Origin of the sequence: Curtobacterium sp. MCLR17_040 (assembly GCF_003234735.1) — a bacterium.
Classification (GTDB): domain Bacteria; phylum Actinomycetota; class Actinomycetes; order Actinomycetales; family Microbacteriaceae; genus Curtobacterium; species Curtobacterium flaccumfaciens.
Window position 1 is genome coordinate 1 of sequence record NZ_QKTE01000004.1, and the last position, 22,280, is coordinate 22,280.

Sequence of the window (22,280 nt, forward strand, 5' to 3'; positions counted from 1 at the left end):
TCGAGGTTGATCGTGACGTCGTTGCCGAGCGTGAAGCCGCCGGCCTCGAGCGCCGCGTTCCAGTTCACACCGAACTCGGTGCGGTCGATCTTCGTGGTCGCCCCGGCACCGCCCCCGCCCCCGCGTAACGTTGGCACGTGCGACGGCACCGCGGGGAATCCGCACGCCAGACCCCGAGTTGCACGAGTTGCACCAACCACGAACACGCCCGCATGACGAACAGGAGCACCACCATGGCCACCGACTGGATCGCGATGCAGGCCCTCGCGGCAGCCGAGTTCGGCCGCCGCGTCGCCGCCGTCGCCGACTGGGACGCCCCCACCCCCGACTCCGAGTGGACCACCCGCGACCTCGTCGCCCACGTCGTGGACGAACAGCGCTGGATCCCGAAGCTCCTCACCGGGTGCGACTACGCCCAGGCCCAGGCCGACCTCGAGCCGATCGGCGACGACCTGGTGGCCGAGTGGCACCGGTTCGCCACGGCGGCCACCGACGCCTGGCGGAACGCCCCGCAGGACACCCCCGTACACCTCAGCACCGATGTCGTGCCCGCCGCGCAGTACCTCACCGAGCAGACGAGCGACATCACGATCCACACGTGGGACCTCGCCCGGGCGACCGGCACCGAGGAGTCCCTGCCCGACGAGCTCGTCCGCGCCGTGTGGGAGTACTTCGAGCCGCAGATCGAGGACCTCGCCGCCACCGGCCTGTACGCGCCCCCGGTCGACGTCACCGAGGACTCCCCGCTCCAGGTCCGCCTGCTCGCGGTCACAGGCCGTGATGCCAGAGTGACGGCATGACCACCGACACGAAGCGCCTCGGCAACTCGGGGCTCGAGATCAGCAGCGTCGTCCTCGGCATGATGTCGTACGGCGACCCGGACCGCGGCTCGCACGCCTGGAGCGTCGGCATCGACGACGCTCGCCCGTTCGTCCGCCGCGCGTTCGAGGCCGGCATCACGACCTTCGACACCGCGAACGTCTACTCGGACGGCAGCAGCGAGGAGATCACCGGCACGCTCCTGGCCGAACTGGCTCCGCGCGAGGACGTCCAGGTCTTCACGAAGGTCTTCAACCGGATGCGTCCCGGCCGGAACGGCGCCGGGCTGTCCCGCGCGGCGATCATGCACGAGATCGACGCCTCCCTGACGCGCCTGGGCACGGACTACGTCGACCTGTACCAGATCCACCGCTTCGACCCGGTGACGCCGATCGAGGAGACCATGGAGGCCCTCCACGACGTCGTCAAGGCCGGCAAGGCCCGCTACATCGGCGCGAGCAGCATGTGGGCGTGGCAGTTCGCCGAGATGCAGCACACCGCGGAGCGCCACGGCTGGACGAAGTTCGTGAGCATGCAGGACCAGTACAACCTGCTCGAACGCGAGGAGGAGCGCGAGATGCTCCCCTTCTGCGAGCACACCGGCGTCGGCGTGATCCCGTGGAGCCCCCTCGCCCGCGGCCGCGTCACCCGCCCCTGGGACGCCTCCGGGTCCGGCTCGCGCGCGCAGACCGACGAGTTCGGCAAGACCCTCTACAAGCAGGACGAGGACGCCAACCGTGCGATCGTCGACGCGGTCGAGGCCGTCGCCACCGAGCGCGGCGTCCCGATGGCGCAGGTCGCCCTGGCCTGGGTCGCCGGCAAGCCCGCGGTCTCCGCGCCCATCGTCGGCGCGACGAAGGAGCACCACATCGACGACGCGGTGGCCGCAGCGTCGCTGACGCTCACCGACGACGAGGTCACGCGACTCGAGTCCGCGTACACGCCCCGGGTGCCGTCGGGTTTCTGACGCCCCCACGAGCGGACGGGAGGCACGGTGCCAGCTGGCACCGTGCCTCCCGTCCGTCAGGTGGTCGCGGTGACAGCCGTGGTCAGGCGACCGCGCTGCCGTCAGCGCGCTGCAGGCGCGCGATGCGCCGCCGCGCGGCTCGTTCGGACCCGGTCTGGTCGTCGAGCACCGCACCGATCCCGTCGAGCACGAGCTTCGTGGTGCGGACCACCGGCAGCTCCACCGGGCCGACGATCGGCGCACGGAGGCCGAGGAGCGAGCGGTGCCGCGGGTCGAGCGTGGACACCGCTCCCTGGAACACGGCGCGGTAGCCGGGTCGCAGCAGGCGGGAGAGCGGCGGGTCCTTGATGAACCGGACGACGTCGCGGGTGCGCGAGTCCACCAGAAGTTCGCCGCGGTCGAGGTACCCGTTCATCTGGGCACGGAGCTCCGCCTCGGACTCGGGCGGGTCGACGATGCGCATGAGGCGCCCGGCCTCGGCCCACTCGCGGACGTAGGCGTCGGCGCCGCCGGGGATCGGGCCGCCCCAGCGCTGGGCGGCGCGGAGGAACGCGTCGGTGAAGGCGAGGTGCACCCAGCGCGCCAGGTCCGGGTCGTTCGCCGCGTAGGGGCGGGTGGTGCCGTGCGCGTCGACGTACTGCCCGCGGACGCGCTCGTGCAGCCGGAGCACCCAGTCGCTGCCGCTGCGGGCGGTCTGCCGGTCGCCGTACGTGACGGTGGCGATCCACCGACTGGTGCCGGCCAGACGACCGAACGGGTCCTCGCGGTACCGGGAGTGGTCGGCGACGCCGGCGAGTGCGCCGGGGTGCAGCGCCTGGACGAGCAGTGCCCGCACGCCGGCCACGATCCCGTGGCTGCCGCCGTGCACCGCCCACGTGGCGGAGCCCGGACCGAAGAAGCCCGCGTCGGTGCCGTGTTCCAGGTCGTCCATCCAGGCTTCCGTGCCGGTCGAACCACCCGTGAACGTCTGGTTGAGGCGGGACCGGAAGACGTCGGAGACAGTGGACATGTCGTCATGTTCCGTCCGTCACCTGGGCGCGGGGGTGGCATCGCGCAAAGTGGCCCTCCCAGCGTGCACGGGGGTGGCCCACTAGGTTGGGTCGGGTGAGCATCGACACGCCTCGTCCCTGGCTTGCCTCGTACGCCCCGGGGGTCCCGCACGACATCGAGGAACAGAGTGGTTCCCTGTACGACCTGGTCGAGCAGTCGGCCCGGAAGTTCCCCAGGCAGGTCGCCCTCGAGTTCTTCAAGCGCACCACGAGCTACGCCGACCTCGAGGAGCAGATCCTCCGCGCGGCGAACGGCCTGCGGAAGCTCGGCGTGGGCGCGGGTGACCGCGTCGCCATCGTCCTGCCGAACTGCCCGCAGCACATCGTGGCGTTCTACGCGGTGCTGCGGCTCGGCGCGATCGTGGTCGAGCACAACCCGCTGTACACGCCGCGGGAACTCCGCCACCAGTTCGAGGACCACGGCGCCAAGGTCGCCATCGCGTGGGACAAGTCCGTCGCGACGCTGCAGGACTTCCCGGCCGACGTGCACCTCGACGCGATCGTCTCGGTCGACATCACCCGGGCCATGCCCCGGAGCACCCGGCTCGCCCTGGCGCTGCCGGTCGCGAAGGCCCGCGAGTCCCGCGCGAAGCTGACGGCGAAGGTGCGCGGCACGGTCAAGTGGGATGACCTCGCCGACACCCGCAAGCTGTCGAAGCGGCACCCGCGGCCGGCCACCGACGACGTCGCGCTGATCCAGTACACGTCCGGCACCACCGGGACGCCGAAGGGCGCGGTGCTGAGCCACCGGAACCTGCTGGCGAACGCCGCGCAGGCCCGGGCGTGGGTGCCGCAGATCCGCCGCGGCGACAACGTCGTGTACGCGGTGCTGCCGATGTTCCACGCCTACGGCCTGACGCTCTGCCTGACCTTCGCGATGAGCATGGCCTCGCGGCTCGTGCTCTTCCCCGCGTTCGACCCCGCCCTCGTCCTGACGGCGATCAAGCGCCACCCGCCGACGTTCCTGCCGGCCGTGCCGCCGATCTACGCGCGGCTGCAGCACGCGGCCGACTCGGCGAAGGTGTCGCTCAAGGGCATCGAGATCGGCATCTCCGGCGCCATGCCGCTGTCGCAGGACATCGTCGAACCGTGGGAGGCCCGGACCGACGGCTACCTGGTCGAGGGCTACGGCCTGTCCGAGTGCTCCCCGGTCCTGATGGCCAACCCGGTCTCCCCCGAGCGTCGACTCGGATCGATCGGCCTGCCGCTGTCCTCCACCGAGGCGCGCGTGGTCGACCCCGACGACGACACGAAGGTGCTCGGCATCGACGAGCCCGGCGAACTGCAGGTCCGTGGCCCGCAGGTGTTCCGCGGCTACTGGGGCAAGGCCGAGGCCACCGACGAGGTCTTCACGCCCGACGGCTGGTTCCGCACCGGTGACATCGTGGCCATCGACGCCGACGGGTACGTCCGGATCGTCGACCGCCTCAAGGAACTCATCATCACCGGCGGCTTCAACGTGTCGCCGTCCGAGGTCGAGGACACCCTGCTCAAGCACCCCAGCGTCAAGGAGGTCGCGGTCGTCGGCATCACGCAGGGCGGCAACGAGCAGGTCGTCGCGGCCGTCGTGCCGAAGGACCCCTCGACGTTCGACGCGGCCGCGCTCCGGGCCTGGTCGCGCGAGCACCTGGCGGCGTACAAGGTGCCGCGCCGGGTCGTCGTGGTCGAGGACCTGCCGCGCTCGATGATCGGCAAGGTGCTGCGGCGGAAGGTGCGGGACCAGATCCTGGACGGCTGACGGGCGGGCGCCGGGCGCCGCCGCTGATCAGCGGGCGCGCCGCGCGGGCAGCGCCAGCACGGACAGCCCGGCGACCACCAGCACGATGCCGGCCCATCCGCCGACGCCCAGGCGCTCCCCCACCACGAGCACCGCGAGCACCGCGGCCACGACGGGCTCGAGCAGCGACAGCAGCGTCGCGACCGACGCGGTCACCGTCCGGAGGCCGAGCGCGTACAGCGAGTGCCCGATCACCGTCGGCACCAGCGCCAGGTAGAGGAACACCGGCCAGTTGCCGGCGTCGGTCAGGAACGGCCCGCCCGCCACCACGGCGAGCACGACGAGCGGCACTGCGGCCACCCCGAACACCGCGCCGACGAGGCCGCGTTCGTTCGGCCCGCGGGCAGCCCGTGCGGCCGCGACCCCGACGTCCCCGCCGACCGGCATGTTGTCGGACTCCGCGCGACCGACGGCGATCGGCATCCGGCTCGTCGCGGCGTGCATCCCCCGCGCCACCGCCCACGAGTACAGCGCGTACGTCAGACCGGCGACCAGGGCGCTGCCGACGCCGACCGCGAGTGAGCGCCCGCCACCGTCGTGCTCGGAGCGCGCGAGGGTGACGACGACCATGCCGACCACGCCCACCAGGGTGGCGACGACCCACCGCCGGGTGACGCGCCTCCGGTCGGCGACCCACTCGACCAGGCCGGCGAAGACGGGCGACGAGCCGATGGCCAGGGTCGTGCCGAGCGCGACCCCGGCGTCGGCGAGGGCCGCGTAGAACGCGACCGCGTAGACCACGAGCGACGCGGCGCCGAGCAGTGCCCAGTCGCGGGTCCGGCGCTGCGTGACGGCACGCAGCGTGCCCCGACCAGCGGTCGCGGCGAGCACGAGGCCGCCGAGCCCGAAAGTGACCGCACCGAACACGAACGCCGGCACACCGGGCGCGAAGTGCGTCGCGGTCCCGGTGGTGCCCCAGACCGCCGCCGCGACGGCGATCGCCGCCAGGCCGCCGACGGGCCTGGAGGCACGCCCCGCGCCCGGTCCGTGGCTCACGAGACGTGGACGCTCGGCCGTCGGTTCACTTCGGGTTCCGCTTCGCGCAGGACCTCGCGCGTGACGGGGGCGACGTCGCCGGCACCGGTGAACACGAAGCGCAGGGCGTTGCGGATGGGGCTGCCCTCGTTCCACTCGAAGTAGATGCTCGGCACCACCCCGGCGAGGTCGCGGATGGCGAGGAGCGTCGACGCGATGGTGTTCGGGACGTTCCCGGAACGGACCTTGAGCACGCGGAACCCGTGGATGACGTGGCCTTCGACCACCAGGTCCTCTTCGAAGTCGGAGGAGTCGGCGGGCAGGACCTCGAGGAACATCGTCGGCACGCGGGCCGGGATGCCGGAGTCGCGGCGTTCCTCGCGCCCCTTCGCCCGGTACGCCTCGGCCGTGCCGGCACCGGGTTCGTTCGCGATGATGCAGACGGAGCTGAACTGGTCGGCGTCGGCCTCGACGAACTGGCGGGCGGTCGCGTCGAGCTCGATCGACGATGCCCGGAGCTCGAACGAACGCCGCACGCGCGAGATGAGCGACACCACGACGATCGCGATGATGAAGATCGCCGCGATCCGCACGCCGTCGGGCCGCTCGATGACGTTGGCGACGGTGGTGTAGACGAACACGACCGAGATCACGCCGAACGCGATGGTGCGCTTGCGCTGCTGCTTGCGGCGCGCGGACAGCGTCACCGCGACCGCTGCGCTCGTGATGAGCACGAGCACGCCGGTGGCGTAGGCGCCACCCTGGGCGTCGACGTCGGCCTGGAAGATGATCGTGATGACGAACGCGATGAGCGTGAAGATGATCACGAGGGGACGCACCGCACGCGCCCACTGCGGTGCCATGCCGTAGCGCGGCAGGAACCGCGGCACCAGGTTGAGGAGCCCCGCCATCGCACTCGCGCCGGCGAACCACAGGATGGCGACGGTCGAGAAGTCGTAGATCGACCCGAACACGCCGCCCATGTACTCGTGCGCCAGGTACGCCAGGGCGCGCCCGTTCGCACCGCCGCCCGGCTGGAACTCGCGCTGCGGGATGAGGAACGTCGTCACGATCGACGACGTGATGAGGAACGAGCTCATGATGAGCGCCGCGACGGTCAGCAGGCGCTTGGTGCCACGGATCCGGCCCTCGGGTCGGTCGCTGGTGTCATCGGTGGCGTCGCCGCGGACCTGCGGCATCACCGCGACACCGGTCTCGAACCCGGAGAGCCCGAGCGCGAGCTTCGGGAACACGATCAGGGCGATGCCGACCATCACGAGCGGGTTGCCGTGCTGTGCCGTCAGCCCGGACCACCAGTCGCTCGCCACCATCGGGTTCTCGAACACGTGCCAGAGGGCGACGATGATGACGACGGCGTTCAGGGCGAGGAACACCGCGACGAGGCCGACCGCGATGCCGATGGCCTCCTTGAACCCGCGCAGGAACACGATGCCGAGCAGGAGCAGCAGCGCCAGGGTGAGCGGCACCGGGATCTCGGTGAACCAGTGCGGCGTGTACGGGTTCTCGGCGATGTGCGCCGTGGCGTCGGCCGCCGACAGGGTCATCGTGATCATGAAGTCCGTCACGGCGAACCCGAGCAGCACCAGCACGAGCAGCTTGCCCGCCCACCACGGCAGGAGCTTCTCGAGCATCATGATCGACCCGGCGCCCCGGAAGCTGTCGTGCGCGATCCGGCGGTAGACCGGCAGCGCCCCGAACAGCGTGACGAGCACGAGGACGATCGTCGCGATCGGCGACAGCAGCCCCGCGGCGAGCGCGGCGATGGCGGGCTGGTACCCGAGGGTGGAGAAGTAGTCGACGCCGGTCAGGCACATGACCCGCCACCACGGGTGGGTCTTCTCGACCTCGACCTGGTGCGGGCCCTGGTGGGAGGCTCCCTGGTCGGCCCCGTGCAGCATCCACCGGCGCAGGCGGGTGCTGCGGTCGAGGGGCTGCTCGGTGGCGTCGCGCTGGGCGGCCCGCTCGGCGTCTGTCGCGGTCACGTGGATGATGCTAAGCCGTCCGGGTGACCCCCGTGCACACCCGGACGGTCCTGTGGACGGGGCGCTCCCACTACCGCCGTGTGCGGGACAGTGTCGCCACGATCCCGGCCACGACCAGCAGCACACCGGCGGCGATGCAGGCGGCGAGCAGCAGGGTCGTGGTGTCCACTGAGAACATCGGCAGCGCACTCACGGCCATCGCCCCGGCGAACACGAGCATCAGGACACCCCACAGGATCGTGCCGAACCGTGCGCCACGGCGTGCGGGCCGCCGGACGGGCCCGTCGAGAGTGGCCGGTGGAGCCATCGGCGCAGTCGTCTCGTCGTTGGTCGTTCCGTCGTTCGTCATCGTCCCGTTCCTCACTCGCCGACCGTGATCGCCCGCGGCACGTCGACGCCGCCGCCGAGGATCCACAGGTGCACCGTCGTCGTCTCGTCCGCATCGGCCGTGCGTGCCGCACGGTTCTCGAGCGTGGTGGTCCGGAGCACCCCACCGGTGCCGTCGTCGTCGCCCCCGCCGGTGTCGACCCCGTAGCCGACACCGCTCACCTCGACCCGCACCGGCAGGTCGGTCGGCAGCAGCACCTCGGCTCCGCCGGCACCCAGCCAGAGGCTCACGTCGCCCCCGACCGCCGACGGTTCGAGCTCGCGGAGGTCCAGCGTCGGGCCGCCGGCCAGCATCGCGAAGTTCCGTTCAGTCCCCGGGGCGGCCCGTTCCACCTGCCACGTGGTGCCGCCGATCAGCGAGACCTGGGTGCCGGCGGGCAGGACCCCGGTGACCACCAGGGCCACCGCTGCGACCGTCGAGAACAGCCCGAGCACGTCGTCATCGCGGCCGCGGATCCCGGCGACGATCGTGGCGATCGCCAGCACCGCGAGCGCCGCGGCGATCCCGAGGACCGGGACGGACCACCCGGCCTGCTGCGCCCAGAACGCGACCCCGGCTCCGGCGACGAGTGCGAGTCCGAGGGACACGGCGACGTACGCCGCCCCGGGTCGCCGCTCCACCCGCTCGGCCCGCCGTTCGGCCGCCCGCTCGCGTTCGGCGCGCATCCGCTCCTCCTGCTGCCGTCGCCGGTCCTCGGGGCTCGCGGGTGCACCCCACTGCCAGGAGGCCCGTCCCGCGTCCGTCGCGCCGGTCGCCTCCGCGGTCCACGCGTTCCGGGCCGGGTGCGGCTCCTCGGGGCTGGTCCAGAAGTCGCCCCGCGGTGCAGCGGTCGGGTCGTTGCCGGTGCCGGTGCCGGTGCCGGTGCCGCTGCCCGCTGTCCGATCACCGTCCACCCCGCGTCGGGCCAGGACCACGATGAGCCAGACGATCCCGCCGACGAGCACGATGCTCCACGCGGTGGCCAGGGTCGCCTCGAGCCAGCCGGGCATCCCCCAGGCGTCCGGGACCCCCTGCCACCAGAGGCCGCGGGCGGCGGGCACGAAGGTGAGCGCCACGAAGGCGCCGATCGCGATGAGCGCCGGGTCGAGGACCCCGCGGATCATCCGCTCGACGTGGATGCGTCCGGCGGTGTCGGGCAGCAGTGCCCAGCCGACGGCGTAGGCGAGGAAGACCGGCCCGCCCAGCAGCGCGACGACGATCGTCACGCCGCGCACCACGAGCGGGTCGAGCCCGGTGCGGCGGGCGACGGCACCGCACACGCCGGCGAGCCAGCGGTCGTCGGTGCGCGCGATGCCGAGGCCGCGGACCCAGTCGAAGAACCGGGTCGTCGAGTCGGCGCTGCCGGCGGCGGTGCCGGGAGCGGAGTCGTGCTGGTGATCGGTCATGGCCACCAGCATCCCGGCAGTGCTGCGCCGACACCATCGGGGTTCCCCCTGACCGGTCCCTGATCCCGGCCCCGGATCCTGCTGCGACCGCCGTCCGGGTGCCAGGATTGCCCCATGGCCTCCGCGACGATGACGCGCCCGACCCCCAGGGTCGTCGGCGGGGTCTGCACCGGGTTCGCGGCGCACACCGGGTTGCCGGTCGGGGCCGTCCGGCTCGCCACCGCGGTCCTGGTGGTCTGCGGTGGCGCCGGGCTGCTGCTCTACGCCTGGCTCTGGGCGACCGTGCCGAGCGCCGCCGTCGGGGCAACCGCCGGACGCGCATCGCTCAAGTCCGTGCTGACCCCGGCCGCCGTCGTCGACCAGGACGAGACCACCGCGTCCGCCCGGCGTGCCCCGGTCGTCGAGATCCTGCTCGGCGTGGCACTGCTCGCCGCCGCCGGCGCGGTGGTCGCAGCGCGGATGGGGGTGGCCGTCCCCCTCGAGGTCATCGTCCCCGGCGTCGTGGTCGTCACCGGCGCCGCACTCGCCTGGCGGCAGTTCGACGCGCTCCGCAACGTCCGCACGGCCGGGTCCTCCGCCCTCGTGGTCCGGGCGCTCGGGGCCCTGGTGCTCGTCGTGCTCGGCATCCTGCTGTTCTTCACGACGAGCAGCCGCCCGAACGTCTGGACCGTGCTCACCGCGGCGGTGGCCGTCCTGGTCGGGGTCGCCGTCGTGGTCGCCCCGTGGGTGGTCCGACTCGTCCGCGACCTCGCCGAGGAACGCGCCGCCCGCGTCCGCGACCTCGAGCGCGCCGAGTTCGCGGCGCACCTGCACGACTCGGTGCTGCAGACCCTCGCCCTCATCCAGCAGAAGGCCGAGCCGGGTTCGGACGCGGCACGGCTGGCGCGGGCGCAGGAGCGCGAACTGCGGTCCTGGCTCTTCACCGAGCGGGCGGAACCGGCGCGCGACCTCGGCGCGCAGCTGCGGGACGCCGCCGTGGACATCGAGGCCGAGTACCCCGCCCGCATCGAGGTCATCGCGGTCGGACCCGCCCGCAGCGACCTGCCGGACGGGCTCGTCGCCGCCGCCCGCGAGGCGATGCTCAACGCCGCCCGGCACGCCGGTGGGACCGTGAGCGTGTACGCCGAGACCGCCGGTGACCGGGTCGAACTCAGCATCCGCGACCGCGGCCCGGGCTTCGACGTCGACTCCGTGCCCGAGGGCCGGTACGGCGTCCGCGAGTCGATCATCGGCCGGATGCAGCGCCTCGGCGGCCACGCGACCATCGCGCCGGGGCCGGGGCACACCGGCACCGAGGTCCGGCTGACCCTGCCGCTCGCACCCGCGGCCCAGGACGAGGAGCACGCATGACCGAGCCCGCCCCGTTGACCGTCGCGATCGTCGACGACCACTCCATCTTCCGAGCCGGCGTGCGCGCCGGGCTGCCACCGGGCCTCCAGGTCGTGGGTGAGGCGGCGACCGTCGACGAAGCCGTGACGCTCGTCGCGGCCACGCGCCCGCGCGTCGTCCTGCTCGACGTGCACCTGCCGGGCGGCGCCGGCGGCGGCGGTGCCGAGGTCATCACGCGGTCCGCACCGGGGAACCCGGACACCCGGTTCCTCGCGCTGAGCGTGTCGGACGCCGCTGACGACGTGGTGCGGGTCATCCGCGCCGGCGCCCGCGGGTACATCACGAAGAGCTCGTCGAGTGCCGAGGTCGCCGAGGCCGTGACCCGTGTGGCGGACGGGGACGCGGTGTTCTCGCCGCGCCTGGCGGGCTTCGTGCTCGACGCGTTCGGAGCGGTCAGCGGCGAGACGGCGCAGCACGACGCCGAGCTGGACCGCCTGTCCGCGCGCGAGCAGGAGGTCATGCGGCTCATCGCGCGGGGGTACGCCTACAAGGAGGTCGCGACGGAGCTGTTCATCTCGGTGAAGACCGTCGAGACACACGTGTCGAAGGTCCTGCGGAAGCTCCAGCTGTCGAACCGGCACGAGCTGACGGCGTGGGCGCTGCAGCGCAAGCTGCTCTGAGCGCCCACGCCGGCGTCACTTCGCGCTGATCCTGGTGTACTTGTTCACCGCCCACGGCACGAAGACCACGAGCATCACAGCGATCCCGATCAGCACGGTCAGCACGGGGTGCTGCATCGTCCAGATGTCCGGCACCGGGGCGGATCCGACGTTGCCGAAGAGCTCTCGCGCGGCCTGCACGAGCGACGACACCGGGTTCCACTCCGCGAACACGCGCAGCACCAGCGGCAGGGTGTCGCTCGGCACGAACGCGTTCGAGATGAACGTCAGCGGGAACAGGATCATGAACGAGGCGTTGTTGATCACCTCGGGCGTCTTGACGCTCATGCCGAGCAGCGCCATGACCCAGCTGAACGCGTAGCTGAACAGCAGCAGCAGAGCGATGCCGGCCAGGAACTCGAGCGGCGACGAGTTCACCCGCCACCCGACCGCGAGCCCGGTGAGCATCATGATCGCCATCGAGATCGAGTTCAGGACGAGGTCGGAGTTGGTGCGCCCCACCAGCACGGCGGACGCCGACATCGGCAGCGTCCGGAACCGGTCGATCAGCCCCTCCTTCAGGTCCTGCGCCATCGCCGACCCGGAGAACGTCGCACCGAACACCACGGTCTGCGCGAAGATCCCCGCCATCAGGAACTGCGTGTAGTCGGTCCCCTGCACCTGGATGGCACCGCCGTAGACCTGGCTGAACAGCAGCACGAACATGATCGGCTGCAGCACGGCGAACACGAGCATGTCCGGCGACCGCTTGAGCTTGATGAGGTTCCGCTTGGTGACGGTCCAGCCGTCCTCGATCCAGACGGCGAGCGGCGAGGTGACGACGACGGGCAGCTGGCGGCCCGGCGCGAGGGACGTGGTGGTCATCGTGCCGTCTCCTTCTGCTTGGTGGCCGCGGGTGCGCCGGCGTCGTCGTCCGTCGCGGCGTGCCCGGTCAGGCGGAGGAAGACGTCGTCGAGGGTCGGGCGCCGCATGCCGGCGTCGTGGAGTTCGATGCCGGCCTCGCCCAGGTCGGCGAGCACGCGCTGCAGGGCGGCCGGACCGGCCTCCACCGCGATGGCACGGGTGCGGCCGTCGCCCGAGGTCTCGACCTCGCCGACCCCGTAGCGGCGCAGCACCGTGGTCGCCGCGTCGCCGTCGGCCTCGTCCACCAGGGTCACGACCACGCGGTGCCCGCCGACCTGCGCCTTGAGCTGGTCGGCGGTGCCCTCGGCGATGACGGCCCCGTCGTCGATGACCGCGATGTCGTCGGCGAGCCGGTCGGCTTCTTCCAGGTACTGGGTGGTGAGGAGCACCGTCGCCCCCTCGGCCACGAGGTCCTCGATGATGCCCCAGAGCGCCAGACGGCTCCGGGGGTCGAGGCCCGTCGTCGGCTCGTCGAGGAACAGCACGCGCGGGTTCATCACCAGCGCCCCGGCGAGATCGATGCGTCGCCGCATGCCGCCGGAGAAGCCCTTCACCGGACGGTCCCCCGCCTCGGACAGGTCGAAGACATCGATGAGCTCCCGGGCACGATCGCGCGCTGTCCGGCGGCCCAGGTGGTAGAGCCGCCCGATCATCTCGAGGTTCTCGAACCCGGTCAGGTTCTCGTCCACCGCCGCGTACTGCCCGGACACCCCGATCGACCGCCGGGTAGCCTGCGGGTCGGCGATCACGTCGATGCCGTCGATCGTCGCGGTGCCCGAGTCGGGCGTGATGAGGGTGGTCAGTACCTTCACCACCGTGGTCTTGCCCGCGCCGTTCGGCCCGAGCAGCGCCTTCACGGTGCCCTGCGGCACCGACAGGTCGAGCCCGGCCAGCGCGTGCACCGGCCCGGACTTCGACTTGTAGGTCTTGGTCAGCCCGGAGGCTTCGATGATGGCCATGTCGCTCCTTCGTCGGACACGGTGGGTACCCGGGGGTCCGGTGGAGCGACGGACGTCACTCAGACGTCGAAGTCACCACCACCGAAGTCGCTGAAGCCACCGCCGAAGTCGGATCCGCTGTCGCCCCAGCCCGCATTGTCGAAGCCGCCGCCGTCGGATGCGCCGCCGTCGGACGCCCCGGCATCACCGGATTCAGCACCAGTGTCCTCCGAACCACCGTCACCCGCAGCGTCGGTACCGCCATCGAACGAACCGGGGTCCGGCAGGAACGCGCTCATGATCGCCGAACCGATGACGTAGCCGGCCACGGTCCCGAGGATCGAGGCACCGATCATGCTGCCGAACGACGGACCGCCGCGCTGGCCACCGAAGCGTCCGCCGCCACCGCCGACGCCGCCAAGCGAGCGCTCCATGAAGCCCGGCTGGCGGATCTCGGAGCGGGTCGCCGACTGGGCGAGCGAGCGCGGGTCGTCACCACGGGGCGCCTCACCGGGAGGCGCGGTCCGGGTGAACTCGTCGTAGACCATGCGCCGCTGCTCGTCGGTCAGCTTGGCGAAGGCCTCGGCGTGGACCTCTTCGATGCGCTCCGGCGGTGCGGTGCGGAGCAGGTAGCGGTAGCGCTCGACCGCACGTTCGTCGTCGGTCGTCGCACCCTGCTGCTGCGTCGGTGCACCGCCCCACTGCGGGACGCCGTACTGGTCGCCTGCGCCCTGCGGTGCGGACGGCGCCGGCTGCTGGTAGGACTGCTGGCCGTACCGGTAGCCCTGCTGCTGCGGCGGCTGCCCCCACTGGTTCTGCTGTGCGTCAGCGGATCGGTCACGCTCCGGACGTCCGAGCAGGCGGTCGAGGAATCCCATGGTCGATGCTCCTTCGGGTGCACGGTGGGCCCGGTCGGACCCGTCGTGGACTGCAACACTACGAACCCCCGACGTCGGATGACTGAGCGCCCGCTCAGAGTCGGCCGGGAGGCGCGTGCCGGGCTGGCACCGCGCCTCCAGCCCGCACCGTGCGCACCTGCGCACCCCGTGCGCGGTTCGCAGCCCCATGCGCGGTTGCAGCGCCGAACCCAGCAGCCAACCCCACACCGTGCGCACCACCCACCGGCCGGGAGGCGCGTGCCGGGCTGGCACCGCGCCTCCAGTCCGCACCGTGCGCACCTGCACACCCCGTGCACGGTTCCCAGCCCCGTGCACGCTTGCAGCGCCGCACCCGGCAGCCAACCCCGCACCGGATCGCCGACCCCGCACCGAATCGCAGACACCGCACCGTGCCCACCTGCACACCCCGTGCGCGGTTCCCAGCCCCGTGCACGCTTGCAGCGCCGCACCCAGCGGCCAACCCCGCACCGGATCGCCGACCCCGCACCGAATCGCAGACACCGCACCGTGCGCACCTGCGCACCCCGTGCACGATTCCCAGCCCCGTGCCCGCTTGCTGCACCGCACCCAGCAGCCAACCCCGCACCGGATCGCCAACCCCGCACCGCGCGCACCTGCGCACCCCGTGCGCGGTTCCCAGCCCCGTGCGCGCTTGCAGCGCCGCACCCAGCGGCCAACCCGGCACCGGATCGCCGACCCCGCACCGTGCGCACCACCCACCGGCCGGGAGGCGCGTGCCCGGCTGGCACCGCGCCTCCAGTCCGCACCGTGCGCACCTACGCACCCCGTGCGCGGTTCGCAGCCCCATGCGCGCTTGCAGCACCGCACCCAGCAGCCAACCCCGCACCGGATCGCCAACACCGCACCGTGCGCCGCGGCTCACCGCGCGGCTCACCCCGCGGCGAGCGCCGCCGTCCACACCGCGTGCAGCTCGTCCGCGGCACCCGGGTGCGCCACGAGGAACGGCTCCCCCACGGGCGGGAAGCCCTCGACGGGGCCGGACCGCGTCAGCACGACGCCCCCGGCCTCGTGCACGAGCAGCACCGCGGCACCGTGGTCGACCGGGTTGAACGCCGAGACGCAGCCGCCGATCCCCCGCCCGGCCGCGACCTGGGCGATCGTCAGCGTGCCCGATCCCTGCACCCGGAGCGTGCACGACCGGTCGGCCAGGGCGTCGAGGAACGCCCCGAACCCCGGCCACGGGCGGTGCCCGTCGAGCTCGGTGCCGACGACGGCACCGGCGAGCGGCCGGGGTGTGTCGTCGAGTCGGAGCTGGCGGTCGCGCAGGGTGGCGCCGCGGCCGCGTCGGGCCTCGAGCACCTCACCGCGCCAGGGGTCAGCGACGACGCCGACGAGCGGGCGGCCGCCACGGGTCAGGCAGAGCGACATCGAGGTCCACGGCACGCCGTTCGCCAGGTTGGTGGTGCCGTCGACGGGGTCGAGGAACCAGCGGTGGCGGTCGCCGGGGGCCTCGCCGTACTCCTCACCGGTGAAACCGTGCGTCGGGAACACCATCCGCACGCGGGAGCGGACGTGCTGCTCCACCAGGCGGTCGACGTCGGTGACCAGGTCGGCGGGGTTCGCCTTGGTGTGGACCTCGCTGACCGGGTGTTCACGCGTGTAGGCGATGACCTCGTGGGCGATGCGGTGGGCCAGGGCCTGGGCGCGCGAGGCGACCTCGGTCTCGGTGGGCTCGCGGTCGCGCTCGGGCCAGCCGTCGCGCTCGGCCGCCGACAGGGCTGCCCCGATGGACCCGACGTCGTTCGTGGTGATCGAGTCGACACCGAGCCGGGCTGCCCAGATGGCGGGCTCGACGTCGTCGATGGTCCAGACGGCGACGCGCAGACCCAGGGCGTGCGCGACCTCGACCGTGCGCGGGGTGAGGAACGCGACGTCGAGGTTGAGCGTCGACGGGTCGAGCACCTCGAGGTCCGCAGCGACGGGCGGTTCGAGCGACTCCCATGCCAGCCACACGTCGGCATCGGGCAGCACGGAGCGGACGGCCGCCATCGCCGCCGGCGCCCCGCACCAGGCCACCGCGGTGGAGCCGGTGAAGCCCGCGACGGTGCGGGCGGCGACCAGGGCGTCCTCGGCGTCGGTCAGGTCGACGAGCAGGGTCGACCGGCAGCCGTCGAGGCGTTCGAGCGCGCCGTCGAGCCGCGGGATCCGGTCGAGGCCGTTGCCGAGCCGGGCGACGTCGCACCAGTCGACGTCGGACACCCGGCGGGCGTCGCCCCACATCCGGCCGAGGGTCTCGTCGTGCAGCAGGACGGCGACGCCGTCGGCGGTGCGGCGGACGTCGACCTCGATCACCTCGGCGCCGAGCGCCTCGGCGACCGCGATGGCGGGCAGGGTGTTCTCACGCCGGACGCGCGGCGCACCGCGGTGGGCGACGAGGCGTGGCGGACGCACGCCGGGCCTCCCGTCCGGGCTGGTGGCGACCACACGGTCGACCGCAGCCGCAGCGGACTGCGCAGTCGAGACCGTCGACGTCGGGACCCCGGCGCTCATCGGGCGACCTCGAGCAGCACGCCGTCGCGGTGGACGAGCACTTCACCCAGGCGCACCCCGGTCTCGGTGCCGACCGCCGGCGGTGGCCCGGTGACGTAGGCGCGGAGCTCCGCGCCGTCGGTGCTGAGCACGACCTCGGCGAAGTGCCCCCGCATGAGCACCCGCGCGACCGTCGCGCGGATGGGCGAGTCGTCGGTGAGCACGACCTGCTCCGGGCGGACCAGCACCGTGTCGGCCGCCGTCGGGCTGACCGAGGTGCCGGCGAGGAACCGTCCGGTGACGACGCTCGTCGACCCGATGAACGACGCCACGAAGCTCGTGGCGGGGCGGGCGTAGAGCTCGGTCGGGGTCGCGATCTGCTCGATGCGGCCGTCGTGCATCACGGCGATCCGGTCCGAGATGCTGAGCGCTTCGTCCTGGTCGTGCGTCACGATCACGGTCGTGATGCCGAGGCGCTGCTGGATGCGGCGGATCTCGTCGCGGACGCTCACGCGGAGCTTCGCGTCGAGGTTCGACAGCGGCTCGTCGAGGAGCAGGACGTCCGGCTCCTGCACGATGGCGCGGGCCAGGGCCACGCGCTGCTGCTCACCGCCCGAGATCGCGGTCGGCTTCGAGCCGGCGTGGTGGCTCAGGCCGACGAGCTCGAGCGCGTCGCGCACCCGCTCGGCGACCCGCGCCTTCGGCACCCGTCGGGTCCGCAGCGGGAACGCGACGTTCTGCGTCACCGTCATGTGCGGCCAGAGCGCGTAGTTCTGGAACACCATCGCGCTCGGCCGGCGCTCCGGACCGAGCGACGTGACGTCGCGGTCCCCCATGGTCACGACGCCGCCGTCGGCGGGCAGGAACCCCGCCACCATCCGGAGCGTCGTGGTCTTGCCGCAGCCGGACGGACCGAGGAGCGAGACGAGCTCGCCCTTCGCGACGTCGAGGTCGATGCCGGCGACGACGTCGCGCCCGCCGAGCGTCTTGCGCAGTCCGCGAATGGTGAGGCCGCCGGATCGGGTCCGGTCCGTCGTGCTGCCGTCGGCCTGGAGGCCCGGTGCGCGTTCCGCGACGAGCGTTGCGTCCGTCATCTGGTCGCCTTTCGTGCTGGTGTGGGTCATCGGTGTCGGTCCGGGTGTCTGTCCGGGTGTCGGCCCGGTCGGTTGCGGCCGGGTCATCGGATCTGGAAGCCGTCCGCCAGACGGCCGCCCATGATGTGCTTCCGGGCGAGCAGCAGCAGGACCACGGACGGGATGCTCAGCGCGATCGCGAACACCGCCGAGACCTGGCGTGGGGAGTTCAGGACGAGCGAGTACATCGCCGTCGGCATCGTCATGTACGTCGGGGCGCCGACCAGGTACGTGCCCTGCGCCTCGTCGAAGGACGCCAGGAACGACATCACCATCGCGACGAGGATCCCGGGCCAGGCGATCGGGAACGTCACCTTCCAGAAGGTGCGCCAGCGGCTGGCCCCGGCGTCGCGGGCGGCTTCCTCGAGGGACCGCGGCACGGCCGAGAACGCTGCGGCGGGCAGCCAGGTCATGAACACGACGCAGCCCAGGACGTGCACGATCAGGATGCCGGTGACCGTGTTCATGAGGTTCAGCGCGGTGAACATCGCCGACATCGTGACGAAGAGGCCCATCTTCGGGAACGCGTTCGTCGCGAACAGCCCGACGAGCACGAGGCGCCGCCCCGGGAACTCGATGCGGCTGATCGCCCACGCGGCGGGCAGGCAGACCACCGCGGCGATGAGGACCGTGAGCGGGGCGAGGACGAGTGAGTTCTGCACCGCGACGGCCAGGCTGCGGTCCTCGAACACGGTGCCCCACCACTGCAGGGTCCAGCCGTCGGGCAGCAGGTTCGGGTAGGTCCACGTCGTGGCGAAGGCACGGGCGGCCAGCCAGACGAGCGGCCCGAGGATGAACACGGCCAGCACGATCGCGGTCGCCCAGACGAGGGCGTTGCCGGTCAGACGCTTGATCACTGCTGCTCCTGACGCTTCTTGTCGAGCTCGCCCGCGTTCGAGCGGACCGTCGAGCGGAGGTAGAAGACGCTCGCGGCCGCGGCGAACGCGAACACGATGAACGCCATCGCTGTCGACTGCTGCGGACGGTTGTAGGCCTGGAAGTACTTCGAGATGTCGACGCCGAGCATCGTCGGCGCGTTCGGACCGGTGAAGTACGGCACGGTGAACGAACCGAGCACCCCGATCACGGTGAACGTCGTCGCGATGACGAGCGGGGTCGCGGCCATCGGCAGGAGCACCTGCCAGACGACGCGCCAGGTGCTCGCCCCGGCGTCCTTCGCGGCCTCGACCAGGGCGTCCGGAGTGCCCTGCAGCGCCCCGGCGATCATCAGCACCGCGAACGGCAGGCTGGTCCAGACGCTGCCGAACACCACGGCGACGAGGGTGTAGCCCCACACCGGGACGTCGAGGCCGAACTGCGCACCGAGGCTCCGGAGGAACCCCTGCGCGTCGGTGAAGGTCAGGATCGACCAGCTCGCGATGACCACCGGCACGAAGATCGGCACCACCGCGAGGACACTGAGGGTCTTGCCGAGGAAGCCGCCGCGGAGCCGCAGGATCACCGCGACGACGACGGCGAGCCCCACGGTCAGGCCGGTCGACAGCGCGGTGACCCCGAGCGTCGCGACCAGGTCACGCAGGAACGTGGCGTTGCCGAGCAGGGTCGCGTAGACCGCGAACGAGAAGCCGCGCACGGTGTCGCCACCGATGTCGGCGAGCGCCTGGTTCAGGCCGCCGGTGAACCCGAGGCTGAACAGGGCGGCGTTCACCACCGGGACGCCGACGAACAGGACGACGACCAGCACCGGGGCGGCGACGAGGGCGAGGCCCTGCCACCGCCGGCGGCGGGCCAGCCGCTCCTGCGCCGTGCGCCCGATGGCGGGGTGCGACGGGCCCTGGGCGTGGGGCGGGACGGGCGTGAGGCCCGTGGCGGAGTCGCCACGGGCCTCCCGGCCGGTTGCCGGGCCGTCCTGGACGGTCTGGGTCACTGCGGGACCTTCGCGTCCCACGCCGCGTTCATGTCGGCGGCGAAGTCGCTCTGGAACCCGAGGCGGAGCTGCGAGGGGTTCGCGTCGGCGAACTGCTCGGCGACCGACTTGGGCAGGCTGTCGAGCGGGATCACCGGGTAGCCGGAGACGGCGCTCGCGACGAGCTGCTGCCCCTTCGCGCTGAGCACGAAGTCGGCGAGCTTCTCGGCCGCCGCCTTCTTGGCCTTCGGCTCGGTCTTGGGGATGCCGAGGAAGCTCGCGCTGCCGGTGAACGACGGGTCCTCGATCTGCACGGCCTTGGTGGTCTTCGGGATGATGCCGGTCTTCTGCGAGGTGATGAACTGGTCGCTCCAGACCGGGGCCATCGCGATCTGGCCACTGCCGAGCAGCTGCACGACCTGGTCGTTGCCGTTCGGGTAGACGCCCTTCTGATACGTCGACGGACCGAGGTCCTTCAGGGCCGCGAAGCCCTTGTCCCACTTCGACTCGAGCGACTTGTCGTACTTCGTCTGCATCGTCTCCTGCTCGGCGGGCGTCAGGTACTTCGCGAGCACCGTGGCCACGAACGAACCACCCGAACCGCCGGACGACGGGGAGTTGTAGGCGAACTCGCCCGGGTTGGCCTTGATCCAGGCGAGCAGGTCGTCGAGGGTCTTCGGCGGGTCCGTGACCTTCTTCGCGTCGTACGCCAGCAGCACGCTCGAGGCGCGGTACGGGATGGCGCTGTCGCCGCCCTGCTGCTTCGTGGCGTCCGGGACGTCCTTCAGGTTCGGGATCGTGCTGTCGCTGACCGGCGCCATCAGCCCGGCCTTGCCGGCGGTGGTGACGAAGCCGGCGTCGACGAGGTCGTACGCGACGGACTTGCCGGCCTTGACCGCGGTGGCGAGGTTCGCCTGGGTCTGGGCGTCGTGCTCGCCGTGCAGGTCGATGCTCGTGCTGACGTGGATCTTCGGGTTCGCCTTCTCGAAGGCGGGGATGAGCGACTTGTCCCAGAGGTCCTGGACGTTGGTGTCGCCGCTGATGAACACGGTGAGGTCGGTGGTGCCGTCGGTGTCGGAGGCGTTCGAGGCGTTTGCGCTCTGGACGCAGCCGGAGAGTGCGACGGTCGCGGCTGCCGCGATGGCGAGGCCGGCGAGGACTCGGGTCTTCACGTGGGTTCTCCCTGTTCCGTGGTGCGTGGGGTGTGCGGGGTGGGGGCGTGCGGGTGTGCGGGGTTCGTGCGGGCGGGACGTGTGGGAACGTTCCCGCGCCGGGGTCGAGTGTGGCGCTGCCGGGTGAACTCCGGGTGCCGCCGGCGTCGCCGCCGGGTGAACTCCGGGTGCGGTGGGGTGCGGTGCAGGGGCGGCGGGGGCGGGCGCGGTGCTGCGGTGCTGCGCGTCGGATGCGGTGACGGCGCACGGTGCGAGTTCCGCCGACCCGTGCGAGGTTGACGGCTTCGTGCCCGGCTACAACCCTGCACGGAGCGGGCTGCTCGCCCCCGACCGGCGAACGATGCACGGTGCGCGGCCCCGTTCGCTGCCGACGACCCCGCACCGAGCAGCCAGGTCCACGGTGGGCGACGAACCGCGCACCGTGCGCACCGGCAAGCGGCCGAACAATCTCGCACGGTGCGTGGCTGATACCCCTCAACGCGACATGCGGACTCCGGCCTGGCGGAGCTTCGCGCGGAGGACCCACTCGTTGCGCAGGTCCGACCAGGTGAGCCGCACCACGGTTCGCACCTCGGGGAACGCGCGGAGCCGGTCCTCCCGGATCTTCTCGTCGAACAGCGCTTCCTCCGGCGTCCGTCCCCGCAGGTACGCACTGCTCCGGTACTTCACGGCTCCGTCGAACTCGACCACGACCCCGGCATCCGGGAACCAGAAGTCCACGACGATGTCCGGCTCGCCGGGCGCTCGGAAGCGGTGCTGGAGGACCGGCGGCGGTGTCCCGAACTGGTCGAACCGCGCTCGTGCGTACGACTCCCCCGGTGAGTCCGATGCGGGATCGGCGAACCCGATCGCCCGGAGCGCCCGACGTCGTCCCTTCTGCCCGCGCCGCTCGATCGCCGACCGGACGTCTTCGCGCTCGACCTCGCGACGGAGGAGCGCATCGAGGGACACGACTGCGTCGGTGAACGGCAGTGTGAGTGCGAGGTCGGTCGCCAGCCGGTCGAGTCCGCACACCAGCAACCCGTCGGGCGTGGCGACCGGACGCTCGTTCCGTTCGGCGTCGAGGTCGGCGTGCACCACGAAGGTCGCGTTCGTGGTGCGCCGGTCGGCACCGCGTGAGGTCACGTGGATCCGTGTCGGTGGTGGGGTGAGCAGGGGCACACCGAAGACGACGGCGGCCGAGACGTGTGAGATCAGGTCTCCGGGGCGGATCCGGTCGGCGAACGAGCGCAGCCGGACGTGGTGCTGCTCACTGGGGCGGAGCGCGGCCCATCCCGCAGACTCCGCGTACAGGCCGCGTGCTACCCGTGTGAGTTCCCCCGCAGCGGCCCGACGCCTGATGACATCGGACTCGTCGGGGCGCTGTGCGGACGTTCGGAACGTGAGGACTTCGGGGACCGGTGCGAGCTTGAGGTTCATCGACATACTCGTGATGCTCCGGATCCTCCGCCTTCGGAGCAGCACCGCGTGGGCGTGCTGTGGAGGACCAGCCGCGCCGAGCACCTT

19 protein-coding genes are annotated in these 22,280 nt (G+C 72.2%); 5 read left to right on the forward strand and 14 right to left on the reverse strand.

The features are described 5' to 3' along the window. The first annotated feature begins 233 nt into the window (after positions 1–233). Complete coding sequence (locus tag DEJ01_RS05320) at positions 234–800, forward strand: TIGR03086 family metal-binding protein (protein ID WP_110864494.1); 567 nt, start codon at positions 234–236, stop codon at positions 798–800. Beyond that, positions 797–1,786, forward strand: a complete 990-nt coding sequence (locus DEJ01_RS05325) for an aldo/keto reductase (RefSeq protein WP_111092415.1) — start codon at positions 797–799, stop codon at positions 1,784–1,786. Before DEJ01_RS05320 ends, DEJ01_RS05325 begins: the two co-directional genes overlap by 4 nt. Before the next feature lie 82 nt (positions 1,787–1,868). Here the strand turns inward: DEJ01_RS05325 and DEJ01_RS05330 are convergent, their stop codons facing one another. Then, positions 1,869–2,795 carry an oxygenase MpaB family protein gene (locus DEJ01_RS05330; RefSeq protein WP_110864492.1) on the reverse strand — a complete coding sequence of 309 codons (927 nt, stop codon included), beginning with the start codon at positions 2,793–2,795 and terminating at the stop codon, positions 1,869–1,871. 95 nt (positions 2,796–2,890) lie between these two features. Between DEJ01_RS05330 and DEJ01_RS05335 the strand changes: the two genes are divergently transcribed. Further along, the gene (locus tag DEJ01_RS05335; protein WP_071405488.1) at positions 2,891–4,573 is read left to right on the forward strand and encodes a long-chain-fatty-acid--CoA ligase; all 1,683 of its coding nucleotides are present in this window, start codon (positions 2,891–2,893) and stop codon (positions 4,571–4,573) included. A 27-nt stretch (positions 4,574–4,600) separates the two neighbouring features. On the opposite strand, the gene DEJ01_RS05340 is transcribed toward DEJ01_RS05335, so the two are convergent. From DEJ01_RS05340 to DEJ01_RS05355, 4 genes are all read right to left on the reverse strand, one after another. Beyond that, positions 4,601–5,608, reverse strand: a complete 1,008-nt coding sequence (locus tag DEJ01_RS05340) for a DMT family transporter (RefSeq protein ID WP_111092416.1) — start codon at positions 5,606–5,608, stop codon at positions 4,601–4,603. Then, positions 5,605–7,506 (reverse strand): amino acid transporter, encoded by a 1,902-nt coding sequence (locus tag DEJ01_RS05345; RefSeq protein ID WP_250897460.1) that lies wholly within the window; start codon positions 7,504–7,506, stop codon positions 5,605–5,607. The genes DEJ01_RS05340 and DEJ01_RS05345 overlap by 4 nt, the downstream gene beginning before the upstream one ends. A gap of 154 nt (positions 7,507–7,660) precedes the next feature. Beyond that, on the reverse strand, positions 7,661–7,939 hold the full coding sequence (locus DEJ01_RS05350) for a hypothetical protein (protein WP_110864489.1): 279 nt from the start codon (positions 7,937–7,939) through the stop codon (positions 7,661–7,663). 11 nt (positions 7,940–7,950) lie between these two features. After that, the gene (locus DEJ01_RS05355; RefSeq protein ID WP_181438364.1) at positions 7,951–9,363 is read right to left on the reverse strand and encodes a PspC domain-containing protein; all 1,413 of its coding nucleotides are present in this window, start codon (positions 9,361–9,363) and stop codon (positions 7,951–7,953) included. A 114-nt stretch (positions 9,364–9,477) separates the two neighbouring features. Here DEJ01_RS05355 and DEJ01_RS05360 point away from each other — a divergent pair, with 114 nt between their 5' ends. Together DEJ01_RS05360 and DEJ01_RS05365 are read left to right on the forward strand one after the other, a co-directional pair. Next, positions 9,478–10,713, forward strand: a complete 1,236-nt coding sequence (locus tag DEJ01_RS05360; protein ID WP_111092418.1) for an ATP-binding protein — start codon at positions 9,478–9,480, stop codon at positions 10,711–10,713. Continuing rightward, positions 10,710–11,372 (forward strand): response regulator transcription factor, encoded by a 663-nt coding sequence (locus tag DEJ01_RS05365; RefSeq protein ID WP_111031130.1) that lies wholly within the window; start codon positions 10,710–10,712, stop codon positions 11,370–11,372. The genes DEJ01_RS05360 and DEJ01_RS05365 overlap by 4 nt, the downstream gene beginning before the upstream one ends. Before the next feature lie 15 nt (positions 11,373–11,387). On the opposite strand, the gene DEJ01_RS05370 is transcribed toward DEJ01_RS05365, so the two are convergent. The 9 genes from DEJ01_RS05370 to DEJ01_RS05410 all read right to left on the reverse strand — a co-directional run bounded on the left by DEJ01_RS05370 (position 11,388) and on the right by DEJ01_RS05410 (position 22,199). Next, entirely contained in the window at positions 11,388–12,236 is an 849-nt protein-coding gene (locus tag DEJ01_RS05370; RefSeq protein ID WP_111046345.1) for an ABC transporter permease, read from the reverse strand. Continuing rightward, complete coding sequence (locus DEJ01_RS05375; protein WP_111022661.1) at positions 12,233–13,234, reverse strand: ATP-binding cassette domain-containing protein; 1,002 nt, start codon at positions 13,232–13,234, stop codon at positions 12,233–12,235. The genes DEJ01_RS05370 and DEJ01_RS05375 overlap by 4 nt, the downstream gene beginning before the upstream one ends. 59 nt (positions 13,235–13,293) lie before the next feature. Further along, positions 13,294–14,091, reverse strand: coding sequence for a hypothetical protein (locus DEJ01_RS05380; protein WP_071405482.1), 798 nt, complete (start codon positions 14,089–14,091; stop codon positions 13,294–13,296). 912 nt (positions 14,092–15,003) lie between these two features. Continuing rightward, positions 15,004–16,623, reverse strand: coding sequence for an inositol monophosphatase family protein (locus DEJ01_RS05385; protein WP_111092419.1), 1,620 nt, complete (start codon positions 16,621–16,623; stop codon positions 15,004–15,006). Further along, a complete protein-coding gene (locus tag DEJ01_RS05390; protein ID WP_258375648.1) occupies positions 16,620–17,696 on the reverse strand; it encodes an ABC transporter ATP-binding protein in 1,077 nt (358 codons plus the stop codon). Before DEJ01_RS05390 ends, DEJ01_RS05385 begins: the two co-directional genes overlap by 4 nt. A gap of 83 nt (positions 17,697–17,779) precedes the next feature. Next, positions 17,780–18,592 carry an ABC transporter permease gene (locus DEJ01_RS05395; protein WP_017886992.1) on the reverse strand — a complete coding sequence of 271 codons (813 nt, stop codon included), beginning with the start codon at positions 18,590–18,592 and terminating at the stop codon, positions 17,780–17,782. After that, positions 18,589–19,623: an ABC transporter permease gene (locus tag DEJ01_RS05400; RefSeq protein ID WP_111092421.1), complete on the reverse strand. Its 1,035-nt coding sequence runs from the start codon at positions 19,621–19,623 to the stop codon at positions 18,589–18,591. Before DEJ01_RS05400 ends, DEJ01_RS05395 begins: the two co-directional genes overlap by 4 nt. Continuing rightward, positions 19,620–20,774, reverse strand: coding sequence for an extracellular solute-binding protein (locus DEJ01_RS05405; RefSeq protein ID WP_111031118.1), 1,155 nt, complete (start codon positions 20,772–20,774; stop codon positions 19,620–19,622). Before DEJ01_RS05405 ends, DEJ01_RS05400 begins: the two co-directional genes overlap by 4 nt. A gap of 474 nt (positions 20,775–21,248) precedes the next feature. Continuing rightward, positions 21,249–22,199, reverse strand: coding sequence for a hypothetical protein (locus DEJ01_RS05410; RefSeq protein WP_111088190.1), 951 nt, complete (start codon positions 22,197–22,199; stop codon positions 21,249–21,251). Positions 22,200–22,280 lie beyond the last annotated feature (81 nt).